Source organism: Rhodopseudomonas boonkerdii, from assembly GCF_021184025.1.
Taxonomy (GTDB): Bacteria; Pseudomonadota; Alphaproteobacteria; order Rhizobiales; family Xanthobacteraceae; genus Tardiphaga; species Tardiphaga boonkerdii.
The window spans coordinates 1,160,031-1,171,608 of the sequence record NZ_CP036537.1 but is presented as its reverse complement, the minus strand read 5'-3'; the positions used below and the strand labels follow the sequence as shown (position 1 = coordinate 1,171,608).

General features: G+C 59.3%; 12 protein-coding genes and 1 tRNA gene. 9 read left to right on the top strand and 4 right to left on the bottom strand.

Translation table 11 applies throughout. From position 1 onward, the window contains the following. Positions 1-5 precede the first annotated feature (5 nt). On the bottom strand, positions 6-470 hold the full coding sequence (locus tag E0H22_RS05425; protein ID WP_430715261.1) for a disulfide bond formation protein B: 465 nt from the start codon (positions 468-470) through the stop codon (positions 6-8). A 255-nt stretch (positions 471-725) separates the two neighbouring features. On the opposite strand from E0H22_RS05425, the gene E0H22_RS05420 reads away from it, so the two are divergent. Beyond that, positions 726-810, top strand: a tRNA-Leu gene (locus E0H22_RS05420). 195 nt (positions 811-1,005) lie between these two features. On the opposite strand, the gene E0H22_RS05415 is transcribed toward E0H22_RS05420, so the two are convergent. Together E0H22_RS05415 and E0H22_RS05410 are read right to left on the bottom strand one after the other, a co-directional pair. Further along, positions 1,006-1,758 (bottom strand): SDR family oxidoreductase, encoded by a 753-nt coding sequence (locus E0H22_RS05415; RefSeq protein WP_283818792.1) that lies wholly within the window; start codon positions 1,756-1,758, stop codon positions 1,006-1,008. Positions 1,759-1,893: 135 nt separating this feature from the next. Continuing rightward, entirely contained in the window at positions 1,894-3,021 is a 1,128-nt protein-coding gene (locus E0H22_RS05410) for an iron-containing alcohol dehydrogenase (protein WP_233024629.1), read from the bottom strand. Between the two features lie 153 nt (positions 3,022-3,174). Between E0H22_RS05410 and E0H22_RS05405 the strand changes: the two genes are divergently transcribed. From E0H22_RS05405 to E0H22_RS05380, 6 genes are read left to right on the top strand one after another with little or no spacing between them, the layout of a single operon-like run. Continuing rightward, positions 3,175-3,954, top strand: coding sequence for a FadR/GntR family transcriptional regulator (locus E0H22_RS05405; protein WP_233024628.1), 780 nt, complete (start codon positions 3,175-3,177; stop codon positions 3,952-3,954). Beyond that, positions 3,951-4,727: an ABC transporter permease gene (locus E0H22_RS05400; protein WP_233024627.1), complete on the top strand. Its 777-nt coding sequence runs from the start codon at positions 3,951-3,953 to the stop codon at positions 4,725-4,727. The genes E0H22_RS05405 and E0H22_RS05400 overlap by 4 nt, the downstream gene beginning before the upstream one ends. Next, a complete protein-coding gene (locus E0H22_RS05395) occupies positions 4,724-5,533 on the top strand; it encodes an ABC transporter permease (protein WP_233024626.1) in 810 nt (269 codons plus the stop codon). The genes E0H22_RS05400 and E0H22_RS05395 overlap by 4 nt, the downstream gene beginning before the upstream one ends. Then, the gene (locus E0H22_RS05390; RefSeq protein WP_233024625.1) at positions 5,530-6,288 is read left to right on the top strand and encodes an ABC transporter ATP-binding protein; all 759 of its coding nucleotides are present in this window, start codon (positions 5,530-5,532) and stop codon (positions 6,286-6,288) included. The genes E0H22_RS05395 and E0H22_RS05390 overlap by 4 nt, the downstream gene beginning before the upstream one ends. A gap of 3 nt (positions 6,289-6,291) precedes the next feature. Continuing rightward, positions 6,292-6,615 carry a hypothetical protein gene (locus E0H22_RS05385; protein WP_233024624.1) on the top strand — a complete coding sequence of 108 codons (324 nt, stop codon included), beginning with the start codon at positions 6,292-6,294 and terminating at the stop codon, positions 6,613-6,615. 34 nt (positions 6,616-6,649) lie between these two features. Next, a complete protein-coding gene (locus E0H22_RS05380; protein ID WP_233024623.1) occupies positions 6,650-7,681 on the top strand; it encodes an ABC transporter substrate-binding protein in 1,032 nt (343 codons plus the stop codon). Between the two features lie 193 nt (positions 7,682-7,874). Here the strand turns inward: E0H22_RS05380 and E0H22_RS05375 are convergent, their stop codons facing one another. Beyond that, positions 7,875-9,041 (bottom strand): acyltransferase family protein, encoded by a 1,167-nt coding sequence (locus E0H22_RS05375; protein ID WP_233024622.1) that lies wholly within the window; start codon positions 9,039-9,041, stop codon positions 7,875-7,877. 134 nt (positions 9,042-9,175) lie between these two features. On the opposite strand from E0H22_RS05375, the gene E0H22_RS05370 reads away from it, so the two are divergent. Both E0H22_RS05370 and E0H22_RS05365 read left to right on the top strand, forming a co-directional pair. Continuing rightward, a complete protein-coding gene (locus tag E0H22_RS05370; protein WP_233024621.1) occupies positions 9,176-10,444 on the top strand; it encodes a hypothetical protein in 1,269 nt (422 codons plus the stop codon). Between the two features lie 156 nt (positions 10,445-10,600). Continuing rightward, complete coding sequence (locus tag E0H22_RS05365) at positions 10,601-11,512, top strand: alpha/beta fold hydrolase (RefSeq protein WP_233024620.1); 912 nt, start codon at positions 10,601-10,603, stop codon at positions 11,510-11,512. The last annotated feature ends 66 nt before the right edge of the window (positions 11,513-11,578 follow it).

The following is an 11,578-nucleotide window of genomic DNA, read 5'->3' as shown; positions in this document are numbered from 1 at the left end:
CACCATCAGGGGCGCGCGGTCCTCCCCGCGCCCCACGCGGCGATGGCAGCCATCAAGAGCGAGATCAGCACGTTATAACCGGCCAGCGACAGGCCAAGGAAACGCCACTGCACCTCGTCACAGCGAATCACCTTCACGGTGTCGAGCCGCTCGAACAGGCTGCCGGCGTTGCCGAGATCGACCACCGGCCCGGAGCAGTCGGTCGGCCCCTGCCAGAACTTCCATTCGACGCCAGCGTGGTAGCCGCCCAGCACTGCATTGGCGAGCGACGCAAGCGCCAGGATCGCAAGCCCCACGACCAGCACGCCGCGCGGCGCCCCGCGGCCGGCGGCCATCGCCACCAGCGCGGCCAGCGGGATCGATAGATAATAGGCATAGCGCTGCTCGAGACACAGCGGGCATGGCCGGATATCGAGCACGAGCTGAAAGAACCACGCCCCCGCGATAGTGACCACGGCGACGATGGCGATCGCGACGGCTGCGACAAATGCGTGATTCGAGCCGGTCGACGCGGCAGGCGAGGATGAAACGGCGGTCACATGGCTCTCCGGGATGGCTATCGCGTCCTATCGCGGCCCTGCCAGGCTGTCGAGACACATGGGATCACACTGCCGACATCGAACAGGATGTGCGCAGCGCCTTTTCTGACCTGTCCACCGGTTGACCCGGAAGAAGTCCCGGCTATAGTCCGCCCGCTTCGCGACGGCGGGTTCCGGCGTCCGATGGCCCCTGTGGCGGAATTGGTAGACGCGCTCGACTCAAAATCGAGTTCCGCAAGGAGTGCTGGTTCGATCCCGGCCAGGGGCACCACAACAAAAACACCAGCAACAACAATTTCTTAAAGCCTTAGTTCGATCCTGATTTTTCGCGGCACGTTGAAAAGACAGGTGAAATTCACTGCATGAGCGGAACCGCTTGAGGTGATTGACGGCTTCAGCATTGAGCCAAGCGCGGCCTTTCCCTGACAAACTGAGATCAACGTGCTCCAAAGCACGACCGAACAACTTATCCCCTTCCAACGAACGGCATCTTTGTTGCCATGATCGTCATAAACATCACGTTGGCATCGAGGGGCAAATTTGCCATGCAAACTACAGCATTGCCGACATCATCGACATTCATACACGGCTCTGGCACCTGCTGACCGTCGGCTTGTAATGCACCGCTAGTCATACCCGTCGTCATGGGTGTTTCAGCATTGCCGATATCAATCTGGCCGACCGCGATATTGTATGCTCGACCGTCTAACGAGGCCGCCTTAGTCAAGCCGGTGATTGAGTGCTTTGACGCGGTATAGGGAGCCGAGAAAGGCCTCGGCGCGTGAGCGGATATCGAACCGTTGTTAATGATTCTCCCCCCTCGAGGCGTTTGATCTTTCATAATTCGAAACGCAAACTGCGTGCAGATAAACGGACCGGTTAAATTGGTATCAATCACAGCTTTCCATTGCGATAAGCTAACATTCTCCATGGGAATCGATGGAGCGCTTACGCCCGCATTGTTAAACAGCAAGTCAAGTCGTCCGTGAAGATCCATAACTTTAGCAAATAAAGAAGCAATCGAGTCCGGATCTGATATGTCGCATATGACAGATGTGCTCATTCCAGGTGGCCCCAAATTCCTGGTTTCTTCAAGCAACTCGATGCGGCGTCCGGCCAAGACGACAGTGAAACCCGCCTTCATGAGAGCGAGCGAGGACGCACGTCCTATCCCTGACCCTGCCCCGGTAACAAGTGCAATTTTTCTTTGAGTGCCCAAAGCTACCTCCACACGACGGATGCCCCATTGCTGCTGTGCGAGTTACGATACGCCTTGTTGTACGAGATACGCATATGTCTGCGCTGGCGGTGGCCCTAGGAATTCGAAATTAGTGGCGTTTCTTTCGGATGATTCTCAGAGCGCTGCACGCAGTAAACTCTCAAATTCTTCTGCAGACGCTTTTCGAGGAGCCGTGGCATTCGAGTGGTCGGCCAACGCTCGGACAACTGTCTGAGGAATATGCCTGGCCTCAAAACCCATTTGGCCGAGCGTTACTGGCAGATTTAACGATTGGACGAGATCGGACACCGCAGCGGCAAGGTCCGTTTCGCGCGCAATGCAAAATATATCACTTAGCTTCTCGTATTTGCTCCCAACACTTTGAACGTTGAAGCGCATGATGTGCGGCAGGAACACGCCGTTCAGCATACCGTGATGCAGCGTCGGCGAGCGCAACGCGCCGGCCGCGTGAGAAAGCGAGTGAACTAAGCCGAGCCCCTTCTGAAATGTGAGGCCACCTTCTAGCGACGCCATCATCATCTCCCAACGCGCTTCGCGGTCGCCACCGTTGGTCACAGCGCGCTGGATGAATCGCCATGCGCGCTGTGCACCGTCGAGCGCTATCGCTTCTGCCGGCGGATTGACCAACGGTGACAGGAACGTTTCGATGCAATGCGTGAGCGCATCGATGCCGGTTGCCGCTGTCAACAACGGCGGCAGGCCCAGCGTGAGTTCAGGATCGCAGATCGCCCTTTTCGGTATTAGATACGGACTGATCAACGCCAGCTTCGAGCCGTTAGTCAGATTGATCAACGCACCGCGGCCGACCTCGCTGCCAGTTCCTGCAGTGGTCGGAATAGCGATCACAGGCGCGACCTTCGCAGTGATCTTACCGACGCCGCCACGGATAACCGCATATTGCTCCAACGGCCCCTCGTGGGTGGCGGCCAAAGCCACACCTTTGGCAAGATCTATCGGCGAACCGCCGCCGAGCGCAATGATGCCGTCGCAACCGCCGTCGCGGTAGACAACAACGCTTTCGCGCACTGCTTCCTCTGTCGGATTCGGCGGCGTGCCGGCGAATACTGCAACGGTCGTCGGATCGAGGTGAGTTAGCACCTGCGCTACAATGCCGGTACCCTGCACGCCGGCGTCCGTGACGAGCAACGGCCGGCGAATTCCGAGCGCTTCCAACTCGGTCGGCAGGCTCTTGATGGCACCGAAATCGAATATCGTCGTCGTCAGATAGCCGATGGTCGACATCGTCCGTCTCCTTGCGACCGAGGAGATTGCTGCGCTGCAATCATTTTATTATTCATCGGATGTTTAACATCGGATGATTGCGACGGCAACAAAATCGGTGTATGGCTTGAACATACTAGCCAGCCGAAGAGCCGGCGGTCGGGAGTGAACAGATTGACCAAGCGTGTCAAATCCTCCGAGAAGCGTTCGAAGCCAGGCCGCATTCACGCGGTGCTGACGACGCTCGGCCGCGAGATCGCTCAAGAGGTTATCCCGGCAGGCACGGTACTGCCTCCGGAAAGCGATCTCGAAATCCGCTTCGGCGTCGGCCGCGGCGTGGTTCGTGAGGCGATCAAAATGCTCTCAGGAAAAGGACTCGTCAGCGTTCGGCCGCGCCATGGCACTCACGTGTTGCCGCGGCGCGATTGGAGCCTGCTCGATCGTGACGTTTTGAATTGGCTGGTCGGGGAAGATAAACTCGATCGCGAATTACTGCTGGCCATTCAAGAAGTGCGCTCGATCATTGAGCCTGCCGCTGCCGCGCTTGCTGCGACGCGCGCCACCAAGAAGGACCGGCAGCGGATCAATGCAGCCCTCGTAGCGATGGAAACGTCGAACGATCAGGCTACCGCAACGGCTGCAGACAAGGCATTTCATCTGGCCGTTCTTGACGCCACGCACAATCCGGTGCTGCAGGGCTTTCGAGGCGCGATCGACACGATTCTGAGCGCGGTATTTGTGGTCGCTGTCGATAGTATCGATGGCTGGTTCGAGGGCAACCTTCCCAACCACGCGACTGCTGCCCGTGCCATCGAAGAAGGTGATGCAGATAAGGCCCGAAAAGCCATGGAGCGAGTCCTTGGCTACACACACTCCAAACTGTCTAGAAAAAATGTCGGCGCCTCCCGCCGGAATGCTCGGCTAAGCCGCACTCGCAGTCTGAGGCAGACATGATGCTGCACAGAGCATCTTCGGCATTTTGGTTTTGCGCTCCCTTTATAGTGCTGCTCGTTCTCTGGGCTGTTCTTATCCCCTACTTCGACGTCAACCCTCGGATCTTTCCTCACCTCTCCTCTGTGGTCCAGGCTGGAATTGAGGGTATTCAGGATGGAACACTTGTTCAGCACATACGTGCGAGTCTGTTGCGCGTCGCCGTCGGCACGGTGCTCGCGCTATTGGTTGCCATTCCCCTGGGCGTTGCTATGGGCGTCAGTCCGACCGTCTCGGGTTTCCTGACACCCTTGTTCAGGTTTTTCTCGGTGCTGGCTGGTATCGCATGGATCCCGATTGCCACCCTATGGTTCGGCTATGGCTTCGGCGCCATTACCTTCGTCATCTTCAATGCCGTGTTCTTTATCGTGACCTACAACACGCTGCTCGGCGTATCGACCATTCCCTTGCACGTGCGCAATGCGGCCGCATCGCTTGGTGCTGGGCGTTGGGCAATGTTGACCGAAGTGTTGTTGCCAGGCGCGCTTCCTAACATCGTCACAGGCATACGCACCGGCTTAGGCTTTGCCTGGCGTGGGCTGATCGCAGCCGAGATGATCGCCACGAACGTCGGCCTCGGTTACATGCTGTTCGTGGCGCGCGATTACTATAAGACCGAGGTGATTGTGCTCGGCATGATTGTCATCGGCGTGCTTTGGCTACTGCTCGACCGGCTGGTCTTGGCACCGATCGAACGCGCCACCATTGAACGCTGGGGCATGGTGCAGCGCGCATGAACCAGTTTCTTCTCAGGATTTGGGGTTACTGCGTACGACTGATGGCGCGCTGGCCGTCGATCGGCTCCTTCGCGCCTTTCATTCCGGTGATCGCAGCCTGGTGGATCGTCACAGAGCTGCAAATATTTCCACGTGTGTTCCTGCCAGGACCGGCGGAGGTCGTAGGCTCATTCCGTTCGCTAGTCTATCAAGGCATCCTGCCGGAGTACCTGCAGGACAGCATGGTGCGCCTGGCCGTCGGTGCGTTCTGGGGCATCGCTCTCGGCATTCCTCTCGGAATCCTGATCGGTCTGAGCCAGCGCGCGCGCACGGCGCTGTGGCCGCTGCTTCTGTTCTTTCAGGCCATCGGCGATATCGCCTGGCTGCCGATCCTCGTGATCTGGTTCGGCTATGGCCTCACGACCATCACGGTCGTCATCGTCTACACGGTGATCTTTCCGGTCGTCCTGAACACGGTGCTGGGCGTGCGCTCAATCCCCATCACCTTGCATCGCGCCGCTCAGAGCCTTGGTGCCTCGCGCATTCGCATGTTGTGGGAGGTGGTGTTGCCTGGAGCGCTGCCTAACATCGTGACCGGCCTGCGCAACGGGCTCGGTTACGGCTGGCGCGCTCTGATCGCAACCGAAATTATCGTTGGTACCAGCGGCATCGGGTTTCTCATGTTCGACGCGCGCCGCTCCGGGTCGGTCGTCGAGATCCTGCTCGGCATGATCATCCTGGGAATTCTCTGGTACATCGTCGACAGCTGGATACTGGCACCGATCGAGCGAGCTACCGGACAGCGGTGGGGGCTAGTAACGCGATGAAGAATCTAACGATCCGTAATTTGTCGAAGACGTATTTCGACCCCTATGCCGGCATCAACGTTACCGCAGTGCATGATGTGTCATTGAACGTGGAGCAGGGAGAATTCGTCTGCATCGTCGGACCCTCGGGCTGCGGCAAGACGACGATACTCAACATGATCGCGGGCTTCATTCCGCACACCGGCGGTGAGATCCTGGTTGGCGGCCGCCCGGTAAACGGACCGGGCCCCGACCGCGGCGTGGTCTTTCAGTCTTTTGCCCTGTTCCCATGGCGAACCGTGCTCGAGAATGTCGCCTTCGGCCCGAAGATGCGCGGCGTCCGCAGGGCCGAACGCGAGAAGATCGCGCATGAATATCTGGCGCTCGCCAAACTGACCGAGGCGGCCGGGCGGTATCCCGCCGAATTGTCGGGCGGCATGCAGCAGCGTGTCGGCGTGGTGCGTGCCCTGGCGAACGAGCCGGATGTTCTGTTGATGGACGAGCCGTTCGCGAGCGTCGACGCCCAGACTCGGATGACGCTCCAGGAAGAACTGACGCGCATCTGGCAGGAGAAGCGGCCGACCGTCATCTTCATCACGCATGATGTCGCGGAGGCCGTGTTTCTGGCCAACAGGGTCATCGCGCTGTCGAAGGGACGCGTGCTTGAGGAAATCGACGTGGACTTGCCACGGCCGCGATCATGGGACGCGCTGAACGATGATGCGCAGTTCAAAGAGTTGTCGGGTCGCGTTCTTCAACTCGTGCGGTCGGCCTGAGCCATGTTGAAAGATGCCCTTCGATCAAGAAAGGCGCACATCCTGATCGCGGTAGCGGTCAGCTATACGGCCTGGCAGCTCTGGCTGACAGTCGCTGCCTCCCAAAAGATCGCGAACTTCGCCGGCGGCCCGGAAAAGGTGAATATCCTCGTCGTGCTGCCGTTCGAACCTGAACGTTTCCACGTTCAGCTGATGCAGACGTACGGCCGGGTATCCGGAACACAAGAAAAATCCATTGAAGTTCGGGGAGTGAAACGAGCGGACTTGACGACCGTCGCCCGGCCTTACTGGGTTACGCGCGTCGAGCCTCTTCAACCAGGAGGATGACCAAATGCGACGAATTGCGATGCTGCTCTGCGCCTTGTTGCTGTTGCCGTCACTGGCCATAGCGCAAGCCAAGGATCCCGTAAAACTCAAGGTCGGTATGGTGGCAGCCGTGGACATGCTGGCGCTGCCGATTGCACTGGAGCGTGGTTTCTTCGAAAAGCACGGGCTCGACGTAACCATCGCCCGCCCATACGCCACCGGCGTCGACGCGCTCAATGCCTTGCAGGCGGGTGAAACAGATATGGTGCAAGCTGGCGTACCAGCCATCGGCGCTATTCTACGCAATATGGATCTCGTTTTCCTCGGCAACTTCAGCGGCAACGCTACGAAGCTCGGATCCGATGCCACGCTCGCCCTCATCGCCAACGGCGATTCTGGAATCGTCAAAGGCGACTTGAAAAGTCTCAAGGGCAAAAAAATAGCAACCTCATTCGGCACGATCAACCATCTCTACATTCTCGGCTTGCTCGAGAAGGCTGGCCTCGCGCCGACCGACGTGACGCTGATCAATACGCCGCCGCCGGAGATGAGCGTGGCGTTGCTTGCCAAGGGTGTGGATGCGTTTGTGTGCTGGGACCCGGCACCGGTGATCGCCATGAAGGACGTGCCGGGCGCTATCGAGGTCATCCGCGGCGGCGATGTCATCTCCTATCTCGGCTTCAATATCGCGCTGCGGCCCTGGGTGGAAAAGAACGGGGCAACGATCGAGAAATTCCTGGCAGCGGTGTCGGAGGCCGACCAGTGGATGCGCAAGAATCCCAAGCAGGCCGCAGCCATCGGTACGCGCTGGATTCCAGGGTTGAAGCTCGATGTGGCGGAGACTGCGATGCAGTACAATATCCAGCAGGTGGACCGCCGCATTTCCGCTCACAACTATCGCGCGCTATGGAAGGCGCAGGATACGCTGCAACGGCTCGGCGTGATCAAGTCGGGGTTCGATGTGAACAAGCACATCGAACCCAAGTTCATCATCAACGTGATGAATACTCACCCGAACCTATTTTCCGATCTGCAGCCCATTCCTGCAGATGTGGCGATCAAACCGGGCTTCGTTTTCAAGCCCTGAAGTTGAGTTGTCGCGCACTCTGTAGCCGGTGCGCGGCAACAAACTTCCTACTTACAGTTCTGAATATGCGTTTTCAGGAAACACTGTTCCATAACCGCTCATGACGCGAATGAGCCTTCTCTAAGCGCCCAAACTCCACCAATGCAGCGTGCGACGAATCAATTATTTGTCGAGCGAAACTGCGCTTCGGCGATCACCTTGCCTCCGGGAGGACCGCAGGAATCTGCCTGCCGTTCGCGGTTTCTTCGGGCCTATGCCTGATGACGAACGACCTCCTCAGTTTCAGCACGGGATATTCGACGAGGTGCCATGAGATCATGGCCGCTGCCAACGAGACGGGAAAACCGACGAAGAACAACGTCCACCACCAAGTGCCAGTCCATGCGTTCGGAAAGACGTGGATCAGCAATTGCATAAACGGCACGTGGTAGAGATAGAGGCCATACGAGTAGTCCCCGCCGCCAAATCCCGGAATCGGCGGCACGCGCGACAGGCCGATCGCGACCGTCAGATAGACGACCAGCGGAAGCAGGATGGCGTCCGCAGCCGGGTGGCTGAGCACCCCGTGGGCGTCGCCGACAACACCGATCAGCACCGCCCCGCCGGTCAGGCCGAGCGTTGCCCGGCTGGAGAAGGGGATGGAATAGCGATGCAGGTAGAGACACACGCCGATCAGGAATGACTGCAGCAGCAGTGACGATCGCTGGCCGAACAGGTTCAGAGCCGCGACTTTGAGCAAGGAGGGCTCACCGCTGGCAAGGCCCGGTCCCATCGCCCGCAACGTGACCCCTGCGATCAGGACGCCGAGAGTGAGCCATGTGATCCACTTGGCGTCTTTCATGGCTCCGGACACCATCAGCCCGACCAGAACCACATAGCAGCAGATCTCGAACGGCACGGTCCACAGCGCGCCATTGACGTTCTTCGACGGGTTGCCCTGGAATACACCGGGCAAGTCAAAGTGAATCGAACCGATGATGTTCAGAAAATAGCTGTGAAACATCGGATCAGAAAAATAGGCTTGCAACGGCAGCGTGGTGACGAGAGGGCCGATGATCAGGGCCGCAAATACGATATCGACGGCCAACGCCGGAACGATGCGTGCCATCCGATTTAGCAGGAAACTACGTGGACTGAGACGCGTGCTGCTCCCGGCGACAAGGAAGCCGCTGAGCGCAAAGAACATCGGCACAAGCATGTTCTCGACAAACCAAAAGACCGAACCTTGCGCCAGATCGGAATGGCCGCTGAGCTGCGCCGTATGCGACGCGATGATCCCGGTGGCCAGGAATATACGCAGGAAATCAAAACCCTGCCCGAAGCCACTCTGTTCGTCCAAGACTGAGCCGAGGGTCTTCATCGCTCCCCACGAGGCGAGGTTGCGTATCTACAACTTTAGGTGAGGCTAGCGGACCAAATCCTAACGATCCTTAAATCTTCTTGAGATTTCCAATAGGCTTGCGGCGGCACGGCATACGGGAGCGCGAGATCGGCATGACGGCATTCAATCGCCGGAAGTTTCTGGCCGGTTCGGCAGCCGCGCTGCTGGTCGGCCCAGCCGTCGCCGCGCCGCTCCCCGGCCCGTCGGACCTGTTCACCGACAGCGTTGGCGTCAACGTCCATATCGGCAGCGAGCCTTACGCCTCGAACTTCGATCGTTTTCATGGCCTGCTGGCGACATCAGGCATTCGCCATCTGCGTGACGAGCTCCGTCCGAGCAACGACCTCGCCCGTTGGCGTATGCTGAATGAGCGTTCGAACGTCCTGTTCAATATCCTGGTGTCGCCGGCGACCAACACCGTTCCCGAGATGATGGCTTATCTCGATGCGCTCGGCATCGAGCGCATTTCGGCGATGGAAGGCCAGAATGAAGGCGACAGCCCATGGTTCATGTCGCTGCCGCTGGCGAAACCTGGCTGGAGCAATGTCGTCGTTGCTTATCAGCGCGAAGTCCATCAGGCGCTGCGCGCGCATTACACCGCCGAACAGTTGCCGCTGTTGTCACCCAGCGTGCTCAATTGGAAGCCAGCGGATGTGGCACTGTTGCGGCCGGCCAGCCCGTACAGCGATGCCGTCGCCATCCATTCTTATGTACAGGGAGGGCAGGAACCCGAGACCTCCGACGATTACGCCGCAGTCGCCTGGTATCTCCAGAACATGCGCGACGCCTTCAAGCCCGGTGCGCCGGCCGTCGTAACCGAGTGCGGCTATTGCACGGTGGTCAAGCCCGGCAGCGCTACCGTCGGCGAGATCGCCGCCGGCATCTATCTGCCGCGGCTGCTGCTCAACAATTTTCGCTCCGGCATCCTGCGCACCTTTCTCTACGAGTTCTGTGATGGCGGCACCGATCCGAACGAGGGCGAACATCACTGGGGCCTGGTTCGTAATGACGGCACCCCGAAACCCGGCTATCACGCCGTCAGACATCTGCTTTCAGCGCTGCAAGGCGCACATCGCGCGGGAGACGATCAACCGCTCCGCGTTACCACTCGCTCGCTCGAAATCAGGCACATCGCGTTTCGGGATGCGCAGGGACAGCCCGTGCTCGCCGTCTGGCGGGCCGTACGTTGCTGGGATGTGGCGAAAGCCGAGGATATCGCCGTCGCCGCGGAACCAGTCGATATCGCCGTGGAAGGCCGCATCACCTCGCTGTCGTTCAATCGCCCCAACGATGGCAGCCAGTGGCAGCGTATGCCGGTAACCGATGGCCATGCTACGATTTCCCTCGACGGTCGGGTCGCCATTGTCCGTCCGGCAGCGTAGAGCCGGTATGACCCCGCGCGGCTTGAACCCCTCTTCTGTGCTTTGTATCCTGCGGAGGCCTTGCGACTGATGGGGAGCGGCAGAGCGGAACTCTGCGATCCGGCCAAGCAATCGACGGCCTCGCCTTTCGCTCCACGATGACAGGTTCTCCGCGATATGACGTACGTCCCCTCCGCTCCGGTCTTTCCGGTCGAGAAGCATGCATTCGACGTTGTGCTTGAGGACGGCGCCAGCGCAAGCGTGCGCGTATACGGAAGTGGTCCGCGGGTGATCTGCAGCCACGGTAACGGCCTAGCCGCCGATGCCTTCCGGAGTTTCTGGCAACTCTTCATCGGTGACTACGAAACCGTCGTGTTCGACTTTCGCCATCATGGTCGCAGCAGCCCGTACACCAAGCCGATCCCGCATGTCTGGCCGCAGCTGATACGCGACTATCATGCGATCATGCGAGGTATCGCAAGCGAGATCGGCGCAGCGCCAAGCCTTGGTGCCTTTCATTCCATGAGCGCACTCACCACATTGCTGCACGCATCCGAATACGAGTCGCCCTGGATCGGCATCGTCGGCTTCGAGCCACCGGCCAAACCACCGCAGCACTATCCGGAGTTCGAGATTTTCCGCGCCGACAACAACCGGCTGGGTGAGCGCGCGATCAAGCGCCGCTATGAATTCAACACCGTGCAGGAGCTTTTCGACTCATACCGCCGCAGCTCGGCCTTCGCTGGCGTCGACGATGCCGGATTGCAGGCCCTCGCGGCCTCGACCCTGCGCTGGAATGTCGACAAGCAACTCTTCGAACTGGCCTGCGCGCGCGAATTCGAGGCCAGCATCTTCGCCATGCAGGATGTCGAGGGCGCATGGGAACGGATGTGCGGAATCAGGATCCCCGTGCAGCTCGTCGCAGGAGAGCCGAAGACCGGCACCAGCCCCTTCATGGCGATCGAAAGTGCCTTTGCGCGCGATGGCGGCTTTGCCTTCACCACGGTGAAGGACGCCACCCACTTCATGCAGATGGAGAAACCCGAAGAATGCGCGGCCATCGTTCGCGCATTCCATGCCCGCCTGTGAACGTAGATCGTAGGCGGATGAGCGCAGCGTAATCCGCCAGCCGAGTGTGTGAGACAAAGAACGACG

Excerpts from the sequence above, each read along its gene's own strand:
- E0H22_RS05410 (WP_233024629.1), bottom strand. The coding sequence starts at position 3,021 with ATGTCGACCATCGGCTATCTGACGACGACGATATTCGATTTCGGTGCC.
- E0H22_RS05400 (WP_233024627.1), top strand. The coding sequence starts at position 3,951 with ATGATGCTGCACAGAGCATCTTCGGCATTTTGGTTTTGCGCTCCCTTT.
- E0H22_RS05390 (WP_233024625.1), top strand. The coding sequence starts at position 5,530 with ATGAAGAATCTAACGATCCGTAATTTGTCGAAGACGTATTTCGACCCC.
- E0H22_RS05370 (WP_233024621.1), top strand. The coding sequence starts at position 9,176 with ATGACGGCATTCAATCGCCGGAAGTTTCTGGCCGGTTCGGCAGCCGCG.
- E0H22_RS05395 (WP_233024626.1), top strand. The coding sequence starts at position 4,724 with ATGAACCAGTTTCTTCTCAGGATTTGGGGTTACTGCGTACGACTGATG.
- E0H22_RS05385 (WP_233024624.1), top strand. The coding sequence starts at position 6,292 with ATGTTGAAAGATGCCCTTCGATCAAGAAAGGCGCACATCCTGATCGCG.
- E0H22_RS05365 (WP_233024620.1), top strand. The coding sequence starts at position 10,601 with ATGACGTACGTCCCCTCCGCTCCGGTCTTTCCGGTCGAGAAGCATGCA.
- E0H22_RS05375 (WP_233024622.1), bottom strand. The coding sequence starts at position 9,041 with ATGAAGACCCTCGGCTCAGTCTTGGACGAACAGAGTGGCTTCGGGCAG.